Origin of the sequence: Streptomyces sp. NPDC092045 (genome assembly GCF_044756005.1) — a bacterium.
Taxonomy (GTDB): Bacteria; Actinomycetota; Actinomycetes; order Streptomycetales; family Streptomycetaceae; genus Streptomyces.
In genome coordinates, this window is record NZ_JBIVSC010000004.1 from 12,484 (window position 1) to 38,132 (window position 25,649).

At 74.6% G+C, this 25,649-nt stretch carries 21 protein-coding genes; 16 read left to right on the forward strand and 5 right to left on the reverse strand.

Going from position 1 to position 25,649, the window contains the following annotated elements; genetic code table 11:
• Positions 1–82 precede the first annotated feature (82 nt).
• The 4 genes from ACIQKA_RS13530 to nudC all read left to right on the forward strand — a co-directional run bounded on the left by ACIQKA_RS13530 (position 83) and on the right by nudC (position 9,780).
• Entirely contained in the window at positions 83–3,643 is a 3,561-nt protein-coding gene (locus ACIQKA_RS13530) for an ATP-dependent helicase (protein WP_402540984.1), read from the forward strand.
• Positions 3,644–3,769: 126 nt separating this feature from the next.
• Positions 3,770–7,294 carry a UvrD-helicase domain-containing protein gene (locus ACIQKA_RS13535; RefSeq protein ID WP_402540986.1) on the forward strand — a complete coding sequence of 1,175 codons (3,525 nt, stop codon included), beginning with the start codon at positions 3,770–3,772 and terminating at the stop codon, positions 7,292–7,294.
• Between the two features lie 10 nt (positions 7,295–7,304).
• Positions 7,305–8,723 carry a dipeptidase gene (locus tag ACIQKA_RS13540; RefSeq protein WP_391093270.1) on the forward strand — a complete coding sequence of 473 codons (1,419 nt, stop codon included), beginning with the start codon at positions 7,305–7,307 and terminating at the stop codon, positions 8,721–8,723.
• Between the two features lie 145 nt (positions 8,724–8,868).
• Positions 8,869–9,780, forward strand: a complete 912-nt coding sequence (gene nudC / locus ACIQKA_RS13545) for an NAD(+) diphosphatase (protein ID WP_383159216.1) — start codon at positions 8,869–8,871, stop codon at positions 9,778–9,780.
• Positions 9,781–9,940: 160 nt separating this feature from the next.
• Here nudC and ACIQKA_RS13550 read toward each other — a convergent pair whose 3' ends face one another.
• On the reverse strand, positions 9,941–10,183 hold the full coding sequence (locus tag ACIQKA_RS13550; RefSeq protein WP_366371716.1) for a mycoredoxin: 243 nt from the start codon (positions 10,181–10,183) through the stop codon (positions 9,941–9,943).
• Between the two features lie 223 nt (positions 10,184–10,406).
• On the opposite strand from ACIQKA_RS13550, the gene ACIQKA_RS13555 reads away from it, so the two are divergent.
• From ACIQKA_RS13555 to ACIQKA_RS13575, 5 genes are all read left to right on the forward strand, one after another.
• Positions 10,407–12,581 carry an ATP-dependent DNA helicase UvrD2 gene (locus ACIQKA_RS13555; RefSeq protein ID WP_402540987.1) on the forward strand — a complete coding sequence of 725 codons (2,175 nt, stop codon included), beginning with the start codon at positions 10,407–10,409 and terminating at the stop codon, positions 12,579–12,581.
• Positions 12,582–12,753: 172 nt separating this feature from the next.
• Positions 12,754–13,101, forward strand: coding sequence for a hypothetical protein (locus ACIQKA_RS13560; RefSeq protein WP_391093267.1), 348 nt, complete (start codon positions 12,754–12,756; stop codon positions 13,099–13,101).
• Between the two features lie 173 nt (positions 13,102–13,274).
• Positions 13,275–13,643 (forward strand): WhiB family transcriptional regulator, encoded by a 369-nt coding sequence (locus ACIQKA_RS13565; RefSeq protein WP_376243118.1) that lies wholly within the window; start codon positions 13,275–13,277, stop codon positions 13,641–13,643.
• Positions 13,640–13,963 carry a hypothetical protein gene (locus ACIQKA_RS13570; protein WP_383159194.1) on the forward strand — a complete coding sequence of 108 codons (324 nt, stop codon included), beginning with the start codon at positions 13,640–13,642 and terminating at the stop codon, positions 13,961–13,963. The genes ACIQKA_RS13565 and ACIQKA_RS13570 overlap by 4 nt, the downstream gene beginning before the upstream one ends.
• Before the next feature lie 107 nt (positions 13,964–14,070).
• The gene (locus ACIQKA_RS13575) at positions 14,071–14,253 is read left to right on the forward strand and encodes a hypothetical protein (protein WP_366371725.1); all 183 of its coding nucleotides are present in this window, start codon (positions 14,071–14,073) and stop codon (positions 14,251–14,253) included.
• Positions 14,254–14,294: 41 nt separating this feature from the next.
• Here the strand turns inward: ACIQKA_RS13575 and ACIQKA_RS13580 are convergent, their stop codons facing one another.
• Positions 14,295–15,680, reverse strand: a complete 1,386-nt coding sequence (locus ACIQKA_RS13580; RefSeq protein WP_383443876.1) for an ABC1 kinase family protein — start codon at positions 15,678–15,680, stop codon at positions 14,295–14,297.
• Positions 15,681–15,721: 41 nt separating this feature from the next.
• Positions 15,722–16,978: a TOMM precursor leader peptide-binding protein gene (locus ACIQKA_RS13585; protein ID WP_391093264.1), complete on the reverse strand. Its 1,257-nt coding sequence runs from the start codon at positions 16,976–16,978 to the stop codon at positions 15,722–15,724.
• A gap of 248 nt (positions 16,979–17,226) precedes the next feature.
• Here ACIQKA_RS13585 and ACIQKA_RS13590 point away from each other — a divergent pair, with 248 nt between their 5' ends.
• The 4 genes from ACIQKA_RS13590 to ACIQKA_RS13605 all read left to right on the forward strand — a co-directional run bounded on the left by ACIQKA_RS13590 (position 17,227) and on the right by ACIQKA_RS13605 (position 21,096).
• Positions 17,227–17,838: a M48 family metallopeptidase gene (locus tag ACIQKA_RS13590; protein WP_383159079.1), complete on the forward strand. Its 612-nt coding sequence runs from the start codon at positions 17,227–17,229 to the stop codon at positions 17,836–17,838.
• A gap of 132 nt (positions 17,839–17,970) precedes the next feature.
• Positions 17,971–19,626, forward strand: a complete 1,656-nt coding sequence (locus ACIQKA_RS13595) for a TerD family protein (RefSeq protein ID WP_383443882.1) — start codon at positions 17,971–17,973, stop codon at positions 19,624–19,626.
• A 14-nt stretch (positions 19,627–19,640) separates the two neighbouring features.
• Entirely contained in the window at positions 19,641–20,321 is a 681-nt protein-coding gene (locus ACIQKA_RS13600; protein WP_383159075.1) for an AIM24 family protein, read from the forward strand.
• A gap of 19 nt (positions 20,322–20,340) precedes the next feature.
• A complete protein-coding gene (locus ACIQKA_RS13605) occupies positions 20,341–21,096 on the forward strand; it encodes an AIM24 family protein (RefSeq protein ID WP_383159073.1) in 756 nt (251 codons plus the stop codon).
• A 58-nt stretch (positions 21,097–21,154) separates the two neighbouring features.
• On the opposite strand, the gene ACIQKA_RS13610 is transcribed toward ACIQKA_RS13605, so the two are convergent.
• Together ACIQKA_RS13610 and ACIQKA_RS13615 are read right to left on the reverse strand one after the other, a co-directional pair.
• Positions 21,155–21,676 (reverse strand): NUDIX hydrolase, encoded by a 522-nt coding sequence (locus ACIQKA_RS13610; RefSeq protein WP_383159071.1) that lies wholly within the window; start codon positions 21,674–21,676, stop codon positions 21,155–21,157.
• Entirely contained in the window at positions 21,673–23,172 is a 1,500-nt protein-coding gene (locus tag ACIQKA_RS13615; RefSeq protein WP_383159069.1) for a zinc-dependent metalloprotease, read from the reverse strand. The genes ACIQKA_RS13610 and ACIQKA_RS13615 overlap by 4 nt, the downstream gene beginning before the upstream one ends.
• Before the next feature lie 214 nt (positions 23,173–23,386).
• Between ACIQKA_RS13615 and ACIQKA_RS13620 the strand changes: the two genes are divergently transcribed.
• The 3 genes from ACIQKA_RS13620 (at position 23,387) to ACIQKA_RS13630 (ending at position 25,603) form a co-directional block, all read left to right on the forward strand.
• Positions 23,387–24,496 (forward strand): SDR family oxidoreductase, encoded by a 1,110-nt coding sequence (locus ACIQKA_RS13620; protein WP_383443888.1) that lies wholly within the window; start codon positions 23,387–23,389, stop codon positions 24,494–24,496.
• 232 nt (positions 24,497–24,728) lie between these two features.
• On the forward strand, positions 24,729–25,190 hold the full coding sequence (locus tag ACIQKA_RS13625) for a molybdenum cofactor biosynthesis protein MoaE (protein WP_402540992.1): 462 nt from the start codon (positions 24,729–24,731) through the stop codon (positions 25,188–25,190).
• Between the two features lie 233 nt (positions 25,191–25,423).
• Entirely contained in the window at positions 25,424–25,603 is a 180-nt protein-coding gene (locus tag ACIQKA_RS13630) for a hypothetical protein (protein ID WP_391093539.1), read from the forward strand.
• The last annotated feature ends 46 nt before the right edge of the window (positions 25,604–25,649 follow it).

Here is a 25,649-nt window from a genome sequence, read left to right on the forward strand (position 1 = left end):
TCGTCGTTCGCGTCTTCCGGGGCGGCCACGGCACCCGGCCGCCTCACCCGCACCACCACACCCACCAGGACCGGCGATCCACGTGAGCTCCTCCTCCACCACCCGGCGTACGCCGCCGCACCAGGGACAGCCGCACCCGGGTCCGGGACGGCAGCGGACCCCGGGCGCGTACCGACTGGTGCGCACCGCACCGGCCCCGCTGGATCCCCCTCGACTGGACGCGGCCCAGCGGGAAGTGGTTGAGCACGACGGCGGACCCCTCCTCGTCCTCGCCGGACCCGGCACCGGCAAGACGACCACCCTCGTCGAGGCGGTCGCGGCCCGGATGGAGCGGGGCGCCGACCCCGAACGCCTCCTGGTCCTCACCTTCAGCCGCAAGGCCGCCGTCGAGCTCCGCGACCGGATGGCGGCCCGGCTCGGCGGCCGCCGCCCCCCGCAGGCGACGACCTTCCACTCGTACTGCTACGCCCTGATCCGCGCCCACCAGGACGCCGGGCTCTTCGCGGAACCGCTCCGCCTGCTCTCCGGACCCGAACAGGACCTCGCGGTGCGCGAGCTGCTCGCCGGCCAGATCGAGCTGGAGAGGAACGGCCTCGGCGGGATCCGCTGGCCCGACGAACTGCGCGCCTGCCTCACCACCCGGGGCTTCGCCGACGAGGTGCGGGCCGTCCTCGCGCGCTCGCGGGAGCTGGGCCTCGAACCGGACGCCCTCGCCCGCTTCGCCGACCGGGTCGGCCGCCCCGACTGGAAGGCGGCGGCCGGCTTCCTCGCCGAGTACCTCGACGTCCTCGACCTCCAGGGCGTCCTCGACTACACGGAACTGGTCCACCGGGCCGTGCTGCTCGCCGGGAGCGTCACCCTGCCCCGGTACGACGCGGTGTACGTCGACGAGTACCAGGACACCGACCCGGCGCAGGTCCGGCTCCTGCACGCGCTCGCGGACGGCGGCCGGAGCACGGTCGTCGCCCTCGGCGACCCGGACCAGTCCATCTACGCGTTCCGGGGCGCCGACGTGAACGGCATCCTCGACTTCCCCGACTCCTTCGGCGGCGCCGGGGTCCGCGTCCTCGGCACCTCCCGCCGCTCCGGCGCGCGGCTCCTCGCCGCGACCCGGGAGCTCGCCCGGCGGATGCCGATGCCCCGGCTCCCCGCCGACCGGGTCCGCGCCCACCGGGACCTGACGGCGGTACGGGACGGGGGCCTGGCGGAGGCGTACACCTACCCGACGGCCTCGGCGGAGTCCGAGAACATCGCCGACCTGCTGCGGCGCGCGCACCTGGAGGACGGCGTCCCCTGGCAGGACATGGCCGTCCTCACCCGCGCCGGCGCCTCCCTGCCCGCCCTCCGCCGCGCCCTCACCTCGGCGGGCGTCCCGGTCGAGACGGACGCGGCGGACACCCCCCTCCGCCACGAACCGGCGGTGGCGCCGCTGCTCCTCGCGCTCCGGGCGGTGTCGGGGGCGGGGTCCCCTGCCGGGGCGGGGGAGCGGGTGGGCTCCGCTTCGGGCGGCCCCGGTGTGGCCGACTCCGACCCGGGCGGCTCCGATCCGGGCGCGCCGGTCCCGGCGCCCGGCGCCCCTGTGGAGCCGGTACGGGGCGACGCGGCCGCCGGCGTCGGTGACGCCGTTCTCGCGGAGGGCTCCGGGGGGGACGGGGCTCGGGGCGGGGCCGCGCCCGATGGAGCCGCTCCGGACGGAGCCGCGCCTGATGGAGCCGTGCCCGATGGAGCGTCAGGCTCGGGTGCGGGCCCCGGTCGCCACGGCGACGGCGGATGGCTCGACACCGAGACCGCGCTCGCGCTGCTCGCCTCGCCGCTCGCCGGGGTCGACCCGGCCGACCTGCGGAAGCTCGGGCGGGCGCTGCGGGACGAGGAGCGGGCGGCCGGAAACAAGGTGCCGCCGCCCTCCGACGTGCTGCTCGCCCGCGCGCTCGCCGAGCCCGAGCGGCTCGTCGCGCACGACTCCGCGTACACCCACGGCGTGCGGCGGCTCGGCCGGCTCCTCCGGGACGCCCGGACGCTGCTCGCCGCCGGAGGCACCGCGGAGGAGGCCCTCTGGGAGCTCTGGAAGGGCACCCCCTGGGCCGGCCGCCTGGAGCGCGCGGCCCTGCGCGGCGGCCCCGCCGGACGCAACGCCGACCGCGACCTCGACGCCGTCTGCGCCCTCTTCGAGACCGCCGCCCGCGCCGAGGAGCGCGTCGGCGGCCGGGGCGTCGTCAACTTCCTCGAAGAGCTCGACGCCCAGGACATCGCCGCCGACACCCTCACCCGCCGCCACACCCGCCCGGACGCCGTCCGGCTCATGACCGCGCACCGCTCCAAGGGCCTGGAGTGGAGCCTCGTCGTCGTCGCCGGGGTCCAGGAGGGCCTCTGGCCCGACCTGCGCCGTCGCGGCTCCCTCCTCGAAGCCGACCGCATCGGCCGCGACGGCCTGGCCGAACCCCTCACCCCCGGCGCCCTCCTCGCCGAGGAGCGCCGCCTCTTCTACGTCGCCGCCACGCGCGCGCGCGACCGGCTCGTCGTCACCGCCGTGAAGGCCGCCGCCGAGGACGGGGACCAGCCCTCCCGCTTCCTCACCGAGTTCGGCGCCGAGCCGAAGGACGTCCCCGGCCGCCCCCGCCGCCCGCTCGCCGTCTCCGCCCTGGTCGCGGAGCTGCGCGCCACCACCGTCGACCCGGACGCCTCGCCCGCGCTCCGGGACGCCGCCGCCCACCGCCTCGCCCGGCTCGCCGCCCTCACCGACGACGAGGGCCAGCCGCTGGTCCCGGCCGCGCACCCGGACCGCTGGTGGGGCCTGTTCGAGCCGACGCGCGCCGCGGCCCCGCTCCGCGAGCGCGACCGGCCGGTCGCGCTCTCGCCCAGCTCCCTCGACAACCTCGTCAGCACCTGCTCCCTCCAGTGGTTCCTGGGCCGCGAGGTCCGGGCCGCGGAACCCGCCACCGCCGCCCAGGGCTTCGGCAACGTCGTCCACGTCCTCGCCGACGAGGTCGCCTCCGGGCGCACCCCGGCCGACCTCGACGTCCTCATGGCCCGCCTGGACTCCGTCTGGGACGCCCTCGCCTTCGACGCGCCCTGGAAGTCGGCCCAGGAGAAGCAGAACGCGCGCGTGGCGCTCGAACGCTTCCTCAGCTGGCACGTCATGGACCGCGCCGGGCGCACCCCCGCCGCCTCCGAGCACGACTTCGACGTGACCCTGGAGGCGGGGGAGTACGAGGTCCGCATCCGGGGCTCCATGGACCGCGTCGAGACCGACGCGCAGGGCCGCGCCTACGTCGTCGACTTCAAGACCGGCAAGTCGGCCCCCACCAAGGACGAGGTCGCCCGCCACCCGCAGCTCGCCGTCTACCAGCTCGCCGTCCGCGAGGGCGCCCTCGACGAGGTCTTCGACGGCCGCCGTCCGGAGCCGGGCGGCGCCGAACTCGTACAACTGCGGCAGGCCGCGGCGAAGAAGGAGGGCGGCGACGCCCTGCCCAAGGTCCAGGCGCAGGAGGCGCTGTCCGGGGAGTGGGTCGGGGAGCTGCTGGCCGGCGCCGCCGGCCGGGTCCTCGACGAGCGCTTCGCCCCCACCACCGGCCAGCACTGCGCCACCTGCTCCTTCCGCGCCTCGTGCAGCGCCCGGCCGGAGGGCCGGCACGTCATCGAGTAGCCACGCGCGTGACGCCCCGTCGGAAAGAGAGGTCGGTCACGCGCGCGGGGGCCCCGCCCCCGGAACTCCCGGCACCGGGCCCCGCACCCGGCCCGCGCTGTCCGACCGCCCCGCTAGCCTCTTCCGGTGACCGCACGCATCGCCGACCCCGAGGAGCTCAAGGAGCTGCTCGGCATCCCGTTCACCCCGGAGCAGACGGCCTGCATCACCGCGCCGCTCGCCCCGCAGGTCGTCGTGGCCGGCGCCGGCTCCGGCAAGACGACGGTGATGGCCGCCCGCGTGGTCTGGCTCGTCGGCACGGGCCAGGTCGCCCCCGAGCAGGTCCTCGGTCTCACCTTCACCAACAAGGCCGCCGGCGAACTCGCCGAGCGCGTCCGCACCGCCCTCGTCCGCGCCGGCGTCACCGACCCCGACGCCGTCGGCCCGTCCCACCCGTCGCCCGGCCACCACCCCCCGACGACCGCGGTGTCCGCCGACCCCCACGGCGTTCCCGGCGATCCCCGCATCTCCACCTACCACGCCTTCGCCGGACAGCTCCTCACCGACCACGGCCTCCGCATCGGCCTGGAGCCCACCTCCCGGCTCCTCGCCGACGCCACCCGCTACCAGCTCGCCGCGCGCGTGCTCCGCGAGGCCCCCGGCCCGTACCCGGCGCTCACCCGGTCCTTCCCGACCCTCATCACCGACCTGCTCGCCCTCGACGCCGAGCTGGCCGAGCACCTCGTCCCGCCCGAGCGGCTCCGCGCGTACGACTCCGACCTGCTCACGGCCCTCGCGGACGCCAGGCTCAGCAACGCCGAGCTGCGCAAGGTCCCCGAGGCCGCCGCCGCCCGCCGCGAGCTGCTCGACCTCGTCGTCCGCTACCGCGCCGCCAAGCGCTCCCGCGACCTGCTCGACTTCGGCGACCAGATCGCCCGCTCCGCCGAACTCGCCACCACCCGGCCCGAGGTCGGCGCGATCCTGCGCGACGAGTTCCGGGTCGTCCTCCTCGACGAGTACCAGGACACCTCCGTCGCCCAGCGGCTGCTGCTCTCCGGCCTCTTCGGCCAGGGCACCGGACACGCCGTGACCGCCGTCGGCGACCCCTGCCAGGCCATCTACGGCTGGCGCGGCGCCTCCGTCGCCAACCTGGACGACTTCCCCGAGCACTTCCCGCACGGCGACGGCAGCCCCGCGAGCCGCTACGCGCTCTCCGAGAACCGGCGCAGCGGCGGCCGCCTCCTCGACCTCGCCAACGGCCTCGCCGCCCCCCTGCGCGCCATGCACGCGGGCGTGGAGGCGCTGCGGCCCGCGCCCGGCGCCGAGAACGACGGCACCGTGCGGATCGCCCTGCTGCCCACCCACGCCGAGGAGATCGACTGGCTCGCGGACTCCCTCGCCCACCTCGTCCGCACCGGCCGCGAGCCCGGCGAGATCGCCGTCCTGTGCCGCACCGCCACCGACTTCCCCGCGATCCACGCCGCCCTCGTCGCCCGGGACGTCCCCGTCGAGGTCGTCGGCCTCTCCGGCCTCCTCCACCTGCCCGAGATCGCCGACCTCGTCGCCGTCTGCGAGGTCCTCCAGGACCCGGGCGCCAACGCCTCCCTGGTACGGCTCCTCACCGGCCCCCGCTGGCGGATCGGCCCCCGCGACCTCGCCCTCCTCGGCCGCCGCGCCCGCCTCCTGGTCCACCGGGGGAGCGAGGATCCCGACCCCGAGCAGCGGCTCGCCGCCGCCGTCGAGGGCGTCGACCCGGCCGAGGTGATCTCCCTCGCCGACGCGCTCGACACCTTCCTCGACTCCGGCGGCGCCCCCGACGACGGCCTGGCGTTCTCCGCCGAGGCCCGGGTCCGCTTCGCCCGCCTCGCCGCCGAACTGCGCTCCCTGCGCACCTCGCTCGCCGACCCCCTCATGGACGTGCTGCACCGGGTCCTCACCACGACCGGCCTGGAGGTCGAGCTCTCCGCGTCCCCGCACGCCCTCGCCGCCCGCCGCCGCGAGACCCTCGGCCACTTCCTCGACGTCGCCGCCGGCTTCGCCTCCCTCGACGGCGAGGCCACCCTCCTCGCCTTCCTCGGCTTCCTGCGCACGGCCGTCCAGTTCGAGAAGGGCCTCGACAGCGCCCTGCCCGGCGGCGAGAACACCGTCAAGGTCCTCACCGCCCACAAGTCCAAGGGCCTGGAGTGGGACGTCGTCGCCGTCCCCGGCCTGGTCGCCGGACAGTTCCCCAGCGCACGCGCGCGCGAGGCCTGGACCTCCCAGCCGCAGGTCCTGCCGCACGCCCTGCGCGGCGACGCCGCCACGCTGCCGCGAATCGACACCTGGGACGCCAAGTCCCTCGCCGCGTTCAAGACCGGCATGCGCGAGCACCAGCACACCGAGGAACTGCGCCTGGGCTACGTCGCCTTCACCCGCCCCCGCTCCCTCCTCCTCGGCTCCGGCCACTGGTGGGGCCCCAGCCAGAAGAAGCCCCGCGGCCCCTCGGACTTCCTCCTCGACCTGTACGGGCACTGCGCGGCGGGGCACGGCGAGATCGAGGCCTGGGCGGACGAACCGGAGGAGGGCGCGGAGAACCCGACCCTGGCGTCCGCCGACCGGGACGAGGCCTGGCCGCTGCCCCTGGACCGGGAGTCCTTCGAGCGCCGCCGCGCGGCGGCGGACCTCGTCCGGAACCGGCTGTGGGCCGTCGCCCCGCAGGACGGACGGACCGAACGGGAGGGAGGGAACGGACAGGACGGAGCGGAGGGCCGCGTCCCCGCGAGCGCGGCTCCCGGTCCCCGGGACCCGCACCCCGAGGACCTCTGGCCGGACGAGGAGGAGCCCGCCTGGGACGAGGACGAGGAGTCCCTCCCCGAGGACACCCACGCGGACGCGGTGCCGGGCCCGAGGACCCCGGAACCGGAGGAGCCCGGGGAAGCGGAGCCGGAGGCCCCCGAGGACCCGGAAGGGACCGGCGCCCTCACCCCCGAGGACGCCAGGACCGTCGCCTCCTGGGACCGCGACCTCACCTCCCTCACCACCGAGCTCCGCCGCGCCCGCGCCACCACCCGGGACGTGCTGCTGCCCGCGTACCTCTCCGCCTCCCAGGTGCTGCGCCTCGCCGCCGACCCCGAGGGCTTCGCGCGGGAGCTGGCCCGGCCCCTGCCCAAGCCCCCGCAGCCCGCCGCCCGCCGGGGCACCCGCTTCCACGCGTGGGTGGAGTCCCGCCACGAGGAGCTGCCGCTGCCGTTCCTCGGTCCGGAGGAGCTGCCCGGCGGCGAGGACTTCGCGGGCGAGCCCGAGATCCTCGACGAACGGGACCTGGACGAGCTGAAGGAGGCCTTCGCCCGCACCCCGTACGCCCGCCGCACCCCGTACCGCGTCGAGGTCCCCGTCCACCTCACCCTCGCGGGCCGGGTCGTCCGGGGCCGGATCGACGCCGTCTACCGGGACCCGGAGACCGGCGCGTACGAGATCGTCGACTGGAAGACCAGCCGGACCCGCAGCGCCGACCCGCTCCAGCTCGCGATCTACCGGCTCGCCTGGGCCGAGCAGCACGGCCTCGCGCCCGAGGAGGTGGCCGCCGCCTTCGTGTACGTGCGGACGGGCGAGGTCGCCCGGCCCGCCCGGCTGCCCGGCCGGGCCGGCCTCGAAGCGATCCTGCTGGGCGGGGCACCCCCGGACGCCGGATAGGCTCATGTGTATGAGCGAGACCCCGGACAGCGCCGTCCACGCAGTGCGCACGTACGTCGAGCGGCACCGCGCCGCCTTCCTCGGCGACCTCGCCGAGTGGCTGCGCATCCCGTCCGTCTCGGCGCAGCCGGAGCGGGCCGGCGACGTGCGGCGCAGCGCCGACTGGCTCGCCGCCAAGCTCGCGGAGACCGGCTTCACGACGGTCGAGGTCTGGGAGACCGCCGGCGCCCCCGCCGTGTTCGCGGAGTGGCCCTCGGACGACCCCGGCGCCCCGGCCGTCCTCGTCTACGGCCACCACGACGTGCAGCCCGCCGCCCGCGAGGACGGCTGGCACACGGACCCGTTCGAGCCGACCGTGGTCGACGGCCGGATGTACGCGCGCGGGGCGGCCGACGACAAGGGCCAGGTGTTCTTCCACACCCTCGGCGTCCGCGCCCACCTCGCCGCCACCGGCCGCACGGCCCCCGCCGTCCACCTCAAGCTGCTGATCGAGGGCGAGGAGGAGTCCGGCTCCCCGCACTTCCGCGAGCTGGTCGAGGCCCGCGCGGAGCGGCTCGCCGCCGACGCCGTGATCGTCTCCGACACCGGCATGTGGTCCGAGACCACCCCCACCGTCTGCACCGGCATGCGCGGGGTCGCGGACTGCGAGATCGAGCTGTACGGCCCCGACCAGGACATCCACTCCGGCTCCTTCGGCGGCGCCGTGCCGAACCCGGCCACCGTCGCGGGCCGGATCGTCGCCGCCCTCCACGACGCCGACGAGCGCGTGGCGATCCCCGGCTTCTACGACGGGGTGACCGAGCTGACCGACGCCGAGCGGGCCCTCGTCGCCGAGCTGCCCTTCGACGAGGCGGCCTGGCTGCGCACCGCCTCGTCGCACGGCACCCTCGGCGAGGCCGGCTTCTCCACCCTGGAGCGGGTCTGGGCCCGCCCCACCGCCGAGGTCAACGGCATCGGCGGCGGCTACCAGGGCCCCGGCGGCAAGACGATCGTCCCCGCCTCCGCCCACCTCAAGCTCTCCTTCCGGCTCGTCGCCGGCCAGGACCCGGCCGGGATCGAACTCGCGGTGCGGGACTGGCTCGCCGACCTCGTCCCGGCCGGGATCCGGTACGACATCGTCTTCGGCGCCCCGACCCGCCCCTGCCTCACCCCCCTCGGCCACCCCGCCCTGAAGGCGGTGGCCGGGGCCATGAGCCGGGCCTTCGACGGCGCCGAGGTCCGCTACACCCGCGAGGGCGGCTCGGGTCCGGCCGCCGACCTCCAGGACGTCCTGGAGGCACCCGTCCTGTTCCTCGGCATCTCCGTCCCGTCCGACGGCTGGCACGCCCCGAACGAGAAGATCGAGCTCGATCTCCTCATGAAGGGCGTCGAGACGACCGCTCATCTCTGGGGCGACCTGCCCGTCGCCCTCCAGGCCGCCGAGCGCTGAACCCACCACACCGAACCGGGGGAGTTGGAAGCAACCTGTGAGCACCTTGAAGAACGCGCCGGCCCTGAACGACACGTCGGCCCCGGAGAACGCCCCGAACGCCCCGGACTCCCCGTTCCCGGCGGACGCCCCGGCGGACCGCCCGATCTCGCTCACCGCCCCGAGCGGCGTCGACCGCGCCGCCCACCACCGCCTCGACGAGGCGTGGCTCGCGGCGGCCTGGAGCCACCCCACGACCCGGGTCTTCGTGGTCTCCGGCGGCCAGGTGCTGATCGACGACCGCTCCGACGGCACCACCGAGCTCGTCATGACCCCGGCGTTCGAGGCCCCCGTCACCGAGACCCACCGCTACTTCCTGGGCACGGACGCCGACGGGGTCTCCTACTTCGCGCTCCAGAAGGACTCCCTGCCCGGCCGCATGGACCAGTCCGCCCGCCCCGCCGGACTGCGCGAGGCCGGGCTGCTGCTCTCCGACCGGGACGCCGGCCTGATGGTGCACGCCGTGGCCCTGGAGAACTGGCAGCGCCTCCACCGCTTCTGCTCGCGCTGCGGCGAGCGCACGGTCATCGCCGCCGCCGGGCACATCCGGCGCTGCCAGGCCTGCGGCGCCGAGCACTACCCGCGCACCGACCCCGCGGTGATCATGCTCGTCACGGACGAGCACGACCGGGCCCTGCTCGGCCGCCAGGTCCACTGGCCGGAGGGCCGCTTCTCGACCCTCGCCGGCTTCGTCGAGCCGGGCGAGTCCATCGAGCAGTCGGTGGTCCGCGAGGTCTTCGAGGAGGCGGGCGTCACGGTCGGCGAGGTCGAGTACGTCGCCAGCCAGCCCTGGCCCTTCCCCTCCAGCCTGATGCTGGGCTTCTTCGCCCGCGCCACCTCCTCGGAGATCACCGTGGACGGGGAGGAGATCCACGAGGCCCGCTGGTTCTCCCGCGAGGAGCTGGCCGCCGCCTTCGAGACCGGCGAGGTCGTCCCCCCGTACGGCATCTCGATCGCCTCCCGCCTGGTCGAGCGCTGGTACGGCAGGCCGCTCCCGAAGCCGGGCGACGTGCTCTGACCCGCCCGGTCCGCCCGCCTCGCCTGCTGGAACCGCCGAACCGCCTGGTGGTGGCGCCGATGAGGCGCGACGAGAACGCCCCCTCCGGTCGGGTGTGACCGAAGGGGGCGCGGGGCACGGCGGGCGCGCTCGGGCGCGGGACCGTGTGGCCGAAAACCGCTCAGGCGCCGATCTTCTGCTTGACCTGCGCGAGGCTCGGGTTCGTCAGGGTGGAGCCGTCCGGGAAGAGCACGGTCGGCACGGTCTGGTTGCCACCGTTGGCCTTCTCGACGAACGCCGCCGAGTCCGGGTCCTGCTCGATGTTGATCTCCGTGTACGCGATGCCCTCGCGCTCCATCTGGCTCTTCAGCCGACGGCAGTAGCCGCACCACGTGGTGCTGTACATCGTCACAGTGCCCTGCATGGCCAGGCGCTCCTCTGGTTCTTCGCTCGCGTTCGCTGACGGGTCCGAGAAGGAGAACGCACGACCCGCCCGTCCCATTCCCGCAATCGGCCCCGGGCCGTTTCCCGACCGGTTTCGCACAGCCCCGGGCCCGCCCCCTCCGCCCCGGGATTCGTATGACCGGCGCCTCCCGCCTGTGGACAACCCGACGCACCGGCCCCGCGTGACCTGGCAGCATGGCGGGGTGACAGCAGCGACACACTCCACTCTCTTCCCCCGGGTCCCGGAGACGGCCGACGCGGTGCTCGACGGGCTCGACCCCGAGCAGCGCGAGGTCGCGCTCGCCCTGGGCGGCCCGGTGTGCGTGCTGGCGGGAGCCGGCACGGGCAAGACGCGGGCCATCACGCACCGGATCGCGTACGGGGTGCGGGCGGGCGTGCTCCAGCCCGCCGGCGTGCTCGCCGTCACCTTCACCAACCGCGCCGCGGGCGAGATGCGCGGCCGGCTCCGGCAGCTCGGCGCGGGCGGCGTCCAGGCCCGCACCTTCCACTCCGCGGCCCTCCGCCAGCTCCAGTTCTTCTGGCCGAAAGCAGTCGGTGGCGAGCTGCCCCGGCTCCTGGAGCGGAAGGTCCAGCTCGTCGCCGAGGCCGCCGCCCGCTGCCGGATCCGGCTGGACCGGAACGAGCTGCGGGACGTCACCGGCGAGATCGAGTGGGCCAAGGTCACCCAGACCGTCCCCGCCGACTATCCGGCCGTCGTCGCCAAGGCCCACCGGGACGCACCCCGCGACCCGGCCGAGATCGGCCAGATCTACGCCACGTACGAGCAGCTCAAGCGCGACCGCTCGGTGATCGACTTCGAGGACGTGCTGCTGCTCACCGTCGGCATCCTCCAGGACCGGCACGACATCGCCGACCAGGTCCGCCGCCAGTACCAGCACTTCGTGGTGGACGAGTACCAGGACGTCTCCCCGCTCCAGCAGCGGCTGCTCGACCTGTGGCTCGGCGACCGCGACAGCCTCTGCGTGGTCGGCGACGCCAGCCAGACGATCTACTCCTTCACCGGCGCCACCCCCGACCACCTGCTGAACTTCCGCACCCGGCACCCCGGCGCCACCGTGGTCAAGCTGGTCCGCGACTACCGCTCCACCCCCCAGGTCGTCCACCTGGCCAACGGACTGCTCTCCCAGGCCCGCGGCCGGGCCGCCGAGCACCGCCTGGAGCTGATCTCCCAGCGCGACCCGGGCCCCGAGCCGGTCTACGCCGAGTACGCCGACGAGCCCGCCGAGGCCGAGGGCACCGCCCGCCGGATCAGGGACCTCGTGGCCGCCGGCGTGCCGGCCGGCGAGATCGCCGTCCTCTACCGGATCAACGCCCAGTCCGAGGTCTACGAGCAGGCCCTCGCCGACGCCGGAGTGCCCTACCAGCTCCGCGGCGCCGAGCGCTTCTTCGAGCGCCAGGAGGTCCGGGAGGCGGGCATCGCCCTGCGCGGCGCGGCCCGAGCCGGGGGCAACGACTCCCTCCTCGACGACGCCGAGGACCTGCCCGCGCAGGTCAGGGCGGTCCTCTCCACCAAGGGCTGGACCACCGAGCCGCCCGCGGGCTCCGGCGCCGTCCGCGACCGCTGGGAGTCCCTCGCCGCCCTCGTCCGGCTCGCCGAGGACTTCGCCCGCGCCAGGCCGGGGGCCACCCTCTCCGACCTGGTCGCCGAGCTCGACGAGCGGGCCGCCGCCCAGCACGCCCCGACCGTCCAGGGCGTCACCCTCGCCTCGCTGCACGCGGCCAAGGGCCTCGAATGGGACGCCGTCTTCCTGGTCGGCCTCACCGAGGGCATGATGCCGATCACCTACGCCAAGACCGACGAGCAGGTCGAGGAGGAGCGGCGCCTGCTGTACGTCGGCGTCACCCGCGCCCGGGTCCACCTCGCGCTCTCCTGGTCCCTCTCCCGCTCCCCGGGCGGCCGGCCCTCCCGGCGCCCCACCCGCTTCCTCAAGGGCCTGCGCCCCGGGTCCGGCGCCCTCGCCCCCGGCAGGGGCGGCCCGGGCTCCGTCGAGCGGGGGGGCGCGGAGGGACGGCGCAGGCCGCGCGGCCCCGTCCGCTGCCGGGTCTGCGGCACGACGCTCACCGAGGCGGGCGCGATGAAGCTGATGCGCTGCGAGGACTGCCCCTCGGACATGGACGAGGGGCTGTACGAGCGGCTCCGCGACTGGCGCGCCGGGCGGGCGGGCGAGCTCGGCCAGCCGGCCTATTGCGTCTTCACCGACAAGACGCTCATGGCGATCGCCGAGCGGGTCCCCGCCACCGGTGGGGAGCTCGCCTCGATCGCCGGCGTCGGCACCCGCAAGCTGAACCGCTTCGGAGCCGATGTGCTGGCCATCTGCGCAGGTGAGGAGGGAGGCGCGGGGGTCGGCGAGGACTGAGGAAAACTCGTCGGAAAAATAGTTTGCGCCCGCCCCGTCAAGCCCCATAGGTTCTTAACCACGAGAACGGCGGCTTCTTCGAAGCCCTGTCCTCGTGCTGTACTTGTCCAAATAAACATGAGGGTCCGGCTCGCACCCGAGCCCTCCGAGACGCCGAGAGGAGGCGATTCCAGTGATCAGCACCACCATTCAGACCAGCACCGCCAGCTTCGTCAGCACCGCCAAAATGACCGATCGCTCGGTCGTCTCCGCCTGCTCGCTCGGCTTCTCCGCCTCGGCGTTCATTGGCACCGGTCTGCCTGCCACCGGTCTCTCCGGCCTCGGCATGTTCACCGGCGTGGAGCTCCGGCCCTCCGTGGGCCTGCGCGACGAGCGACCGACCAAGGCACTGGAAGCAGGAGCAGCGGGCAAGGCCGAGGCCTATGCCTTTGCGGCGACCGGTGCCGGCACCCAGCAGCAGACGACGCACCACACGATGTGGGCCTTCCGTGGGCTCGAACCCTGGAGTGATCCAGCCTGATCCAGGATCAGGCAGGCGCCTTCAGGGCCGCGGAACCCCACCCGGGATCCGCGGCCCTTCTGTTTGTCCCCGAACGGGGACGGACGGGAGAAGGGGCCTCGGGACAGACACCACCCGGTACCAGCCGAAACCCCGGCCAACAGGCCGGAACGACCAGACGAGGAAAGAACCCCGTGCAACTCGAAGCGCACGCCCCGTCCGTACCGCTTTCGGATTCGATCCCCCAGCCCGGCCTCACGGAGGACCCCGCTTTGACCCCCCTCACCGCGCTCACCGCGCTCGACGACGCCATCGAGAACCTCGGCGTCCCCGTCCCCTGTCGCTCCTACGACCCCGAGGTCTTCTTCGCGGAGTCCCCGGCCGACGTGGAGTACGCGAAGTCCCTCTGCCGGACCTGCCCGCTCGTGGCCGCCTGTCTCGCCGGCGCCAAGGAGCGGCGCGAGCCGTGGGGCGTCTGGGGCGGTGAGCTCTTCGTCCAGGGCGTGGTCGTCGCCCGGAAGCGGCCCCGTGGCCGTCCGCGCAAGAACCCGGTCTCGGCATGAACGCCACCGGAACCATCGACCGCCCCCACACGCACGATCCCCAGAAGCAGGCCCCGATGACCTCTTCCACCAGCGAGCCCGCCGGCTCCGCGACCTCAGCCTTCTCCCCCGCCGCCGCTCCCGTGGCGCGTCAGAACAGGACCCTTGAGATGCAACTCATCCCCGAAGCCCTGGCTCGTGCCCATATGCACGACCGACAGCGCGAGGCCGAGGCGGAACGCCAGGCCGTGCGCCTGGTCGCCGCCCGGCGCATGCAGCGCCGCGCCGAGCGCGTCTCGCTGCGCGCCCGCCGCGCGCTGGCCATGGCCGTCATGCACTGAGAACCCGCGCCCTCCGGGGCGCCGTCGCGGGGGCCGGTCCGTCAGGACCGGCCCCCGCGGTGCGTTGTGCGGGACCGCGGACGCTCCGCCGGGCTATCGTCGCGAGGATGAACGACGCCGGTGCCCCCGAGGAGCCCTTCACCTGCGCACGCTGCGGCAGGACCGCCGACACCCTGCCGCTGACCTGGACCTGCTCGGTGGAGGACGACCGCCGGGTGTACTTCTGCGAGGAGTGCTCCCGGGCCAACCTCCGCGCCATCGAGGGCAGACTCGACTCCTCCTGGTGGTGACGGTCCCCAGGCCCTGCCCGGCATGATCGGCGAGGCACCCCCTAGTCCGCCTCCGCCTCCGCCTCCTCCTCCGCTTCCGGCTCGGCGAAGCCCGGGAGCCACGCGACCAGTTCGTCGTGCAGGCGGACCGTCGCGTTCAGCTGGCACAGCACCCCGATGGTGCTCAGCGTCACCCGGTGGATCAGCAGGTACGAGGGCGGCAGGTTCAGCTGCTTGCCCAGTTGATGGGCGGGGGAGCGGGGGTCGGCGATGCGGGCCGCCTGGGCGCGCATCCAGGACCGCGTGAAGACGAAGGACTCCGCCTCGGCCGGCTCGATGATCGGCAGCAGGTACTCCAGGACCGCGTCCGGATCGAGCGAGACGGTCTCCTTGACGAAGCCCTCCTCGCGCAGCAGGTCGTAGACCGTCTCGGCGTCACCGGCCAGCGTCGTCCGCAGACAGGCACCGATCGTTTCGGGCAGTCCGCCCGGCAGCCGGTCCACGGTGCCGAAGTCGAGGACGCCGAGCCGCCAGCCCTCCGGGTCCCCTTCCCCGTCGGTCCCCTCGTCGGCCCCGGGCAGCAGCCGGAAGTTCCCCGGGTGCGGATCGGCGTGCAGCAGGCCGGTGCGCGCCGGACCGGAGAAGAGGAAGCGGGCGAGGAGCTGGCCCGCCCGGTCCCGCTGCTCCCGGGTGCCGTCCGCGATCACCTCCGCGAGCGGGAGCCCCTCCATCCACTCGGTCACCAGGACCTGTTCCGACTGGTGCACCACCGCCGGGACCACCACGTCCGGATCGTCCGCGAACTCCTCCGCGTGCTTCCGCTGGGCCGTCGCCTCCAGTCCGTAGTCCAGCTCCTCGGAGACCCGGTCCCGCATCTCGGCGATCAGCGGCTTGATGTCCATGCCCGGGACCAGCGGGCCGAGGAGGCGGGCGAAGCGGCTCAGCTGGGTGAGGTCCGAGAGCAGTGCCTCCCCGGCGCCCGGGTACTGCACCTTGACCGCGACCTCGCGCCCGTCGTGCCACACGGCCCGGTGCACCTGCCCGATCGAGGCCGCGGCCGCCGGCTTGTCCTCGAACTCCAGGAACAGCTCCCGCCAGTCGGGGCCGAGGCGCTCCTCCAGGACCGCGTGCACCGTCCGCGTGGGCATCGGCGGCGCCGCGTCCTGGAGCTTCGTCAGCGCCGCCCGGTACGGCCCCGCGACCTCCTCCGGCAGGGCCGACTCGAAGACGGAGAGCGCCTGCCCGAACTTCATCGCCCCTCCCTTCAACTCCCCGAGCACCTTGAAGAGTTGGTCGGCCGTGCGCTGCTGGAGCTCGCGGGCGACGATCTCCGCCGATCTGCCGCCGATCCGCTTGCCCAGGCCCCAGGTGGCCCGGCCCGCGAAGCCCAGGGGCAACGCGGCCAACTTGGCGGTCCGGGTGACCGCCTTCCGGGGAAGATCAGACATGCGCCCCTCCAAAACCCAGACTGCAGTGCCGCGCAGGGCCGTTACCCCGCCATTGTGTCGTGCCTGTCCTCCGCTGCCGAGGCGCGTTCCCCCTCCCTTCCGCGCGCCGCCCCGCACGGGCAGGCCGGATGGGGCCTCAGCCGCTCCGCCCGCCACTCCAGGAACGGCAGTGACGCCTCCCAGCGGGTGCCCGTGCTCGCCGGCAGGTCCCCGTCCAGGAAGGCGAGGGCGTGCGCGGCGGCCAGCCCCGCCACCGCCGTGGCCAGTGCCAGGTCGCAGGCCGGCAGCGGGTGCGGGGCGCCGGAACGCCACTGGGCGAGCAGCCGGGGCCGCACCGGATCGCGGTCCGTCCGCTCCTCCTGGAGGCAGCGGGCGCAGGCGGTGCCGCCCGGCAGCACGAGCGGGCCGACCGTGCCCGTGGCCTCGACGACCCCGGCGTACAGGTGGGGGACGCCGGCGGAGACCCACCGCTCGGCCGGGAGCGGATCGGGGACGTACGCGCCGAGACCGTCCCTCGGCGTCACCACCACGAGTGAGACCCCGGCCCCGCCCCGCCCTTCACCCGGCCCGTGGCTCCCCGCCCCCACCCGGCCGCCCGGCCCGGCCCCGCCTCCGCCCCGGCCGCCCGGCCCGGCGCCGCCTCCCACCCGACCGTCCCACCCGGTCCCGCCTCCGCCCCGGCCGCCCCCGGGCATCGCGCCCCGCGACCAGCGGCCGACCAGGCGGCGGGCGGCCGTCGTCCGGCGCTCGCCGACGGACTCGGGCGGCAGGCCGCCCGGCGCCGTCTCCCAGGGCTCGACCCGGCCCGGGTCCAGCACCTCGACCCGGCCCACGCCCGCCGCGGCGAGCAGGGCCGCCACCGTCGCCCCCACCCGTCCCGCGCCCCGGACCTGGACGCGCAGGGCCCGCCGGGCCGCCAGGACTCCCGCCGCCCGCTCCGGCTCGGGATGGACCACGGACAGGGAGGCCAGGTCCGCCCGGAGCGGATCGAGGGCCGCGTCCGCCGCCCCGGCGGCCGGCCCCGCCCTCCCGGGCCGCCCCGCCGCGGCGTCCGCGAGGAGCCCCGCCGACTCCAGCCGGCCGAGGAGCGCGTCGAGCCGTCCCTCCGGCAGGCCGAGCGCCCGCGCCTCGCCCCGCAGCAGCTCGACCCCGCGCGTCCCGTCGAGCAGCCCGAGCACCGCCTCCGTCTCCGGACCGACCGGGTCGAGCACCACGGCATGGGCCGGAGTGACCCCGAACTGGACGCACCGCAGGCTCCGCCAGGCCCGCCGCAGCGCCGGTTTCACCATCGGATGCATTTCCCCGCCCCCGTCCCCGCTCATCGACCCGTACTCGTGATCCGCACGCACGATCCGCGCGCACGATCCACACGCACGATCCGCATTCATGATCGACAACGGATTTCCGTCGCCCGGAAGTGAGAATGCCCCGTCGCCCCGACCCGTGCCGAAAGTTGTCCACAGGCCGGGGGATTAGTCATTCGAATGGGGCGGCGTACGGCCCGACCGTTCCCGAAACGGCTCCGGCAGCGGGTAACGTCGGGGCCGTGCCCGCCGACCCACGACACAGCGCGACCGGCAAGCCACCCCGTGGCGCGGGGACGAGCGAGGTCGAGGTCCGCAGGAGCGCCCGCCGGAGCAGGACCGTCTCGGCCTACCGCGAGGGCGACCGGACCGTGGTGCTCATCCCCGCCCGCATGTCGGAGGCGGAGGAGCGGCGCTGGGTCGGCGTCATGCTGGAGAAGCTCGCCGCCAAGGAGAGCCGCGGCGTCCTCGGCGACCGCGAGCTCACCGAGCGGGCGCGGCGCCTCTCCGACCAGTACTTCGGCGGCCGGGCCCGCCCGGACTCGGTCCGCTGGGTGACCAACCAGAACACCCGCTGGGGCTCCTGCACCCCCTCCGAGGGCAGCATCCGCCTCTCCCACCGGCTCCAGGGCATGCCCGAGTACGTCGTCGACTACGTCCTCCTGCACGAGCTGGCCCATCTGCTCGTCCCCGGCCACGGCCCCCGCTTCTGGCGGCTCCTGGAGGCCTACCCCCGCACCGAGCGGGCCCGCGGCTACCTGGAGGGCGTGGTCGCCGCCGACCGCCTCCCGAACCTCCCGGGCCACCCCGGCCCCGCGGACGACGAGGACCTCCCGGACGCTCGCGAGGAGTGACGGCGCCGCCACGCGGCGGCACGTGGATTTCCCGATTCCGTACCGAAAACACCCTGGCCTGTCTCAATGTCGCACGCAGCGGTTAGCCTGGCGCGAGCATTCGCCATTCGGGATGGGGGACGGTCGTTACGCATGGCCAGGGAATTCCAACGCGGCCACAAGGCCAAGATCAGTGATCTGACCGCGGGGACCGATCTGTACGTGGGCGTGCAGATCGCGGCGCCCGGACTGACTTTCGACATCAGCTGCTTCGGTCTCGACGCCGACGAGCGGCTCTCGGACGACCGCTACTTCGTCTTCTTCAACCAGCCGAAGTCGCCCGAGGAGTCCATCCAGCAGCTCGGCGCCCAGGCCGGTGACACCGAGTCCTTCCGCGTCACCCTCGACCGCGTCCCGGCGCACATCCACAAGCTGTCCTTCACCGCCACGATCGACGGCGCGGGCCAGATGTCCCAGATCGGCCCCGGCCACCTGCGGATCGTGGCCGGCGGCGAGGAGGTCGCCCGGTACGCGTTCACCGGAGCGGAGTTCTCCACCGAGCGCGCGGTGATGCTCGGCGACTTCTACCTCAAGGACGTCTGGCGGTTCGCCGCCGTCGGCCAGGGCTTCGACGGAGGCCTGGAGGCGCTCCTGCGCAACTTCGGCGGCGAGGTCGCCGAGGAGGAGCCCGCCGCCCCGCAGCAGCAGGCCCCCGCCCCCGGCTTCGCCCCGCCGCCCCAGGCCGCGGCGCCCCCGGCCTTCGCCGCCCCGGCCCCGGCACCCGCCCCGGCCCCCGCGCCCGCGTTCGGCGCCCCGCCCGGCCCGCCCGCTCCGGCCCCCGCCCCGCAGGCGCCGCCGGTCCACACGGCGCCCACGATGGTCGCGCCCCTGGCCCCCGGCCCCGTGCCCCCGCCGGCTCCGGCGCCCGCCCCGTACGGGCAGACCCCGCCGCCGTACGGCCAGGTCCCCGGGCAGCCCCCGGGCCAGTACCCCGGCCACGGCCAGCCGCCGCACACCCCGCCCCACGGCCACCAGCAGCCGTACGGCCAGCAGCCCCCCTACGGGCAGACCCCGCCCCCGTACGGACAGCAGCCGCCCGGCTACGGGCAGCAGCACGCGGGCGTGCCCCAGGGCGCCCCCGCCACCGGCGCGGGCCTCGCCGCCGCGCTCGCGCCGTACAAGGAGGCCCCCACCGGCTCCCGCTGGACCCCGCAGAACCAGCAGCTCATGCGGGTCGACCTCGCCATGGGCGGCACGCCCGTCCTGGCCCGGCAGGGCTCCATGGTCATGTACCAGGGCAAGGTCGACTTCGGCTACAAGGGCGCGGGCTTCGCCGGCCGGATCGTCGGCAACGCCACCGGCCAGGAGATGCAGCTCATGCGCTGCACCGGCCGCGGCCAGGTCTTCCTCGCCGAGGAGGGCGCCCAGCTCCACCCGATCGAGCTCCAGGGCGACGGCATCTGCGTCTCCGCCGAGAACGTCCTCGCGTTCGACGAGACCCTCCAGTACGAGGTCCGCCGCATCGAGGGCCACGGCATCCCCGGCGGCGCCCTCTTCACCATGCAGTTCCAGGGCAGCGGCACCGTCGTCGTGAAGACCCGGGGTGTCCCCGTGGTCCTCCCGGTCACGCCGACCACCTTCGCCGACTGCAACGCCGTCGTCGCCTGGTCGTCTGCCTCCCAGGTCGTCCTCTCCAGCCAGGTGCGCCTGCGCCGCAACGCCTATCCGGGCCACAGCGGGGAGACCGTGAACCTGCAGTTCCGGGGCGCCCCCGGAAACTTCGTCGTCGTCCAGCCCTACGAGGTCTGAGGGAGCCCGAAGCCATGAACCAGCAACTCGCGGGCTACGTCCCGACCCCCGTCGCGGCCCGGATGGAGAACCACGGCAGCGCCATGCTCAAGGTCGCCATGACGAGCGGCCAGGACCTCTACGCCCGGTCGGGCTCGATGGTCGCCTACGAGGGCTTCATCACCTACGAGCCCAATCCGCCCGCCGTCCGGCAGTACGGCAAGGAGTGGGTCACGGGCGAGGGCGCGCCGATCATGAAGTGCTCCGGCGACGGCCTGCTCTACCTCGCCGACTACGGCGCCGACGTCGTCGTGATCAACCTGAACAACGACTCCCTGTCGGTCAACGGCACCAACCTCCTCGCCTTCGACGCGCACCTCCAGTGGGGCGTCGAGCGGGTCAAGGGCCTCGCCAAGTTCGCCGGCCAGGGCCTGTTCAACGTGACGGTCTCCGGCACCGGCTGGGTCGCGCTGACCTCGCGCGGCACCCCGGTCGTCGTCGACTGCGGACGCGGCGAGGACGAGACGTACGTCGACCCGGACGCGCTCGTCGCCTGGTCGCCCGCGCTCAAGGTCAAGGGCAAGCGCAGCTTCAAGGCCTCCTCCCTCATCGGACGGGGCAGCGGCGAGGCGTACCAGATGGCCTTCTCGGGCCAGGGCATCGTCGTCGTACAGCCGAGCGAGGACAGCACCGACCGCCTGCGGGTCCGGGGCTGAGGGGGAGCGAGAACACACCATGCAGAGCCCGCTTTTCAACCACGCCGAGCAGCAGAGCCAGGAGCGGTACGTCGTCCAGAACCCGCAGCTCCTGCGGGTCAGCCTGACCGGGCAGGACGACGTCCTCGCCCGCAAGGGCGCCATGGTCGCCTACCAGGGCCTCATCGACTTCGACGGCGAGTACCAGACCGCGAACCAGCGCCGGGCCCGCACCCGCACCGGCGAGGGCCTCGACCTGATGCGCTGCTCCGGGCAGGGCACGGTCTACTTCGCCAACCTGGCGCAGTACGTCCACGTCGTGGAGGTCGAGCAGGAGGGCCTCACCGTCGACAGCGCCTACGTCCTGGCGCTCGACTCGACCCTCCACACCGAGGTCATCGCCGTCGACAGCCAGTACGGCATCTCCGGCTCCGGCAAGTACCAGCTCAACATCTCCGGCCGCGGCAAGGTCGCCCTGATGACCTCCGGGCAGCCGCTGATGATGCAGGTCACGCCCGACAAGTACGTCAGCGTCGACGCGGACGCGATCGTCGCCTGGTCCACCGGGCTGCGCGTCCAGATGCAGGCGCAGACGCACAACTCCAGCGTCCGCCGCCGGCGCGGCGACACCGGAGAGGGCTGGGAGCTCAGCTTCCTCGGACAGGGCTTCGCCCTCGTCCAGCCCAGCGAGGTCATGCCCCCGCAGCACGCGGCCATCGGCCAGGGCATCGCCGCCCAGTACGGGGCCGGACAGCACGGGGCCCACGGTCAGAACCAGAACAACGCCTGGAACTAGGCAGGGGTACGGAGGAGGGGGCGGGCGCCGGTCGGGCGCCCGCCCCCTTCCCGTCTCCTCACAGCCGGGCCAGCGTGCCCTCCAGGAGGCGGACCACCGACGTGTCCGCCACGCCGGCCACGTCCTCGTACGCGAACCAGCGCAGGTCCAGCGACTCCTCGCTGATCCGCTCCACCGCGTCCGCCGGCGCCAGGGCCGCGTACTGCACGTCCAGGTGCCAGTGGCAGGGCGCCGGGATCGGGTGCCGGTCGAGCCGCACCGGGCCGCCCGGCAGCAGGACGAGCCCGGGGATCCCGGACTCCTCCGTCGCCTCCCGCAGCGCGGCGCCCTCGACCGTCGTGTCACCGGGCTCGCAGTGGCCGCCCATCTGCAACCACATGCCCAGCTTCCTGTGCAGGGTCAGCAGCACCCGCCCCCGCACGGGGTCGACCACCAGCGCGCTGGACGTCAGGTGACCGGCCGGGCAGGGCTTGTACATGCCGTCCGGGTGCGCGTCCAGGTGGTCCAGGTAGACCTGGCGCAGCTCCTCCTGGCCCCCGTACTCCTTGAGCACGAGGACCGCGTCGTCGTGCAGGGTCACTCCTTGCCGTCCCCGCCGCCGTCCCGGCCGTCGTCCTCCGGGGCGTCGTCCTCCGGGCCGTCACCCTTCGGGGCGCCGCCCCTCGGCGCGCCGCCCTTCGCCGCCTCGCCGAGCATCTTGTCCAGCTCGGAGAAGTCCAGGTGCTCGCGGTGCACGAAGCCGTCCGGGTCGTCCAGGTCGGTCGCCGTCGGCAGCATGTCCGGGTGCTCCCACAGGCCGTCCCGGCCGTCGACCCCGCGCGCGTCGGTGAGCGAGGCCCACAGGCGCGCCGCGTCCCGCAGCCGCCGCGGACGCAGCTCCAGACCGATCAGGGTCGCGAAGGTCTGCTCGGCGGGACCGCCCGAGGCCCGGCGCCGGCGCAGCGTCTCGCGCAGCGCGTCCGCCGAGGTCAGACGGGACTTGGCGGCCTCGTGGACCACCGCGTCCACCCAGCCCTCGACCAGCGCGAGCGCCGTCTCCAGACGGGCCAGGGCCGCCTTCTGCTCCGGGGTGTCCTCCGGCTGGAACATGCCCTGCTGGAGCGCCTCCTGAAGCTGCTCGGGATGCGTCGGGTCGAGCTGGCCCACCGCCTCCTCCAGCTTCGAGGTGTCGACCTTGATCCCGCGCGCGTACCCCTCGACCGCGCCGAACAGGTGCGCCCGCAGCCACGGCACGTGCGCGAAGAGGCGCTGGTGGGCGGCCTCGCGCAGGGCCAGGTAGAGCCGCACCTCGTCCGAGGGCACGCCCAGGTCCCTGCCGAAGGCCTCGACGTTCAGCGGCAGCAGTGCGGCGCGCCCGGCCGGGCCCAGCGGCAGGCCGACGTCGGTCGAGCCGACGACCTCACCGGCGAGCGCGCCCACGGCCTGCCCGATCTGCTGGCCGAACATGGCGCCGCCCATGGAGCGCATCATGCCGATCAGCGGGCCCGCCATGGCCTGCATCTCCTCCGGCAGGACGTCGCCCATCGCCGCGCCGACCCGCTCGGCGACCGGGTCCACGAGCTGCTGCCACGCCGGCAGCGTCGCCTCGACCCACTCCGCGCGGCTCCACGCCACGGCGACGTTCGCACCGGAGGGCAGCGAGGTCGCCTGGTCCAGCCACAGGTCGGCCAGGCGCAGCGCCTCCTGGACCGCCGACTTCTCGGCCGGGCCCACGCTGGCGTCCTTGGTGCCGTCCGGCGTGCCCTGGGCCACCACCTGGCGCGCGATCTGCTTGGCCATGTCCCAGTTGACGGGACCGCCCTCGTAGCTCAGCATCTGCCCGAGCTGCTGGAAGGCCGCGCCCAGATCGTTGGGGTTCAGCGAGCCGAACATGGCCGCGAACGGATTGTCCGCGCCGCCCGGCCCGCCGGCCCCGCCCATGCCCGGCAGTGCGCCGAAACCGAACGGGTTCGCCCCGAACGGGTTGCCGCCCTGGCCACCGGACCCCTGGCCACCTCCGGCGGGGTCCTTCTTCTTGCCGTCGCCGTCCTCCGGCTCCTCCGGCGGAAGGCCGAATCCGAATGGGGTGTCACTCACAGGTTTCCTCGGCTCGTAGGGCCGCCGGCCTCCTGCCGACGGCGACTGCCCGACCAGAGCCTGCCCACGACAGGCTCCGCACACCACCAGCGTAGACATCCGGGCCGGAAACGGGCTCGGTGCTCCGCCGGGGCGTGCCCTGCGGCAGGATGGACGCCACCTGGTCCGTACGTCGTGCGGCGTACGTACTGAAGACAACCTCTGGAGACGCCCGGTGAGTTCCCCAGATCCACAGGTTCGCGGAGCGCGAAACCACTCGACCCGGCCCGTCGCGCGCGGGCCCGTCGTCGCGGTCACCGGCGCCGCATCCGGCGTCGGCGACCTGCTGACCAGGCGTCTCGCCGCCTCCGACGAGGTCAAGCGGGTCGTCGCCATCGACGAGCGCCGGGGCGAGGTCCCGGAGGCGCACTGGCACGTCCTCGACGTGCGCGATCCGGCCATCGCGGAGAAGCTGCGCGGCGCCGACGTCGTCGTGCACCTCGCCGTCGACCTCGACCTGGAGAGCGACCCCGCCGCCCGGACGGCCTACAACGTGCGCGGCACGCAGACCGTCCTGACCGCCGCCGCGGCCGCCGGGGTCCACCGGGTGGTGCTCTGCACCTCCTCGATGGTCTACGGCGCCCTGCCCGACAACGACGTCCCGCTCTCCGAGGACGCCGAGCTGAAGGCCACGGCGGAGGCCACCGGCGTCGGCGACATGCTGGAGATCGAGCGCCTCGGCCGCCGGGCGCCCCGCGCGCACCCCGGCCTCAACGTCACGGTGGTCCGCCCGGCCGTCCTCGTCGGCGGCACGGACACGGCGCTGACCCGCTACTTCGAGTCGCCCCGGCTGCTCGTCGTCGCCGGTTCCCGGCCGACCTGGCAGTTCTGCCACGTCGAGGACCTGGTGAGCGCCCTGGAGTACGCGGCCCTGGAGAAGGTCGACGGCGAGTTCGCGGTCGGCTGCGAGGGCTGGCTGGAGCAGGAGGAGGTCGAGGAGCTCTCCGGGATCCGGCGCATGGAGCTGCCCTCCGCCGTCGCCCTCGGCACGGCGGCCCGCCTCCACCGGATCGGTCTGACCCCGTCCCCGGCGGGCGACCTCGCGTACACCATGCACCCCTGGGTGGTGAGCGTCGGACGGCTGCACGACGCCGGCTGGCGGCCGAAGTGGACGAACGAGGAGGTCCTCACCGCGCTCCTGGAGGAGGTCGAGGGCCGCCACACGGTCGCGGGCCGCCGCCTGGGCCGCAAGGACGCGACGGCGGCCGGCGCGGCCGGCGCGACGGTGGCGCTGCTCGGCACGGCGGCGCTCGTACGGCAGATGCGCAAGCGGCGAGGGATCTGACCCGCGCCCGGGAGGCGGCTCCCGGCGGACCGCCCGTAGCGGGAGGCGGCCCCCCGGTGGCCCGCCCGCGCCCGGGACACGGCCCTCCGGCGGACGCGCCGGACACGCCCCTCCGGCGGGCGCGTCAGGGACACGGCCTTCCGGCGGACTGTAGGACCCTCCTACGGAGGGTCCGGAGCGCCGGTCGAAACCGCTATTCCGGGTTGTCGGCGATGTACGGCACGATGGGCTCATGGCACTGACGTCTGACCACCCTGGCGAGCGGGCCGCGGCCGACCCCATCAAGCTCCTCGCGATCCGGGAGGCCCCGCTCTCCGTCGACGAGGTCTTCCGGGCCGTCGGGGACGACGCCTCCGGCGGCACGACCCTCTTCGTCGGCACCGTGCGCAACCACGACGGCGGCGCGGACGTCGACGGGCTCGGCTACTCCTGCCACCCCTCGGCCGGGGCGGAGCTGCGCCGCGTCGCCGAGAAGGTCGTCGCGAACCACCCGGTCCGCGCCCTGGCCGCGGTCCACCGCGTGGGCGACCTGCGCGTCGGCGACATCGCGGTCGTCGTGGCCGTCTCCTGCCCCCACCGCGCGGAGGCCTTCGAGGCCTGCCGCATGCTGATCGACGACCTCAAGCACGAAGTACCCATTTGGAAGCGCCAGACCTTCTCGGACGGAACCGAGGAGTGGGTGGGTTCCTGCTAGGGAGGACCGGGAAGCAAGGCGACGCGCCGACGCGCCGTAGCCGAACGCCCGATTTGCGTAACCGACCCCCGCGCGCGAGCGTTGACGACACGGATGAAACAGTCTGCTGATCAACTCACTGGGGATGGGAGGTCGGGATGGCAGCGCTGGCCTGGTTGCTGATTCCGCTTTTCGCAGTCGTCGGCGCGGCGATATGGGGAAGCTGGGCTTCGAGGAGCAAGACCATAGGCGACGTGGCCGAGCTCGCCGGCTACGCCCGCTTCCGGGACGCGATGGAACGCGCCCACTCCACGCCCTCCGATTCCGCCCGCCACGAGCGCGAGGACTTCGCCCGCCCCGAGCGTGAGGACTCCGCTCGCCACGAGCGCGAACCGGCCGCGGCCGCCGCCGTCACCTCGTCCTCCTCCGGCTGACGGGGGCCTCCCCGTACGGACCCGCCCCGGGGGTGTGTCCACAGGC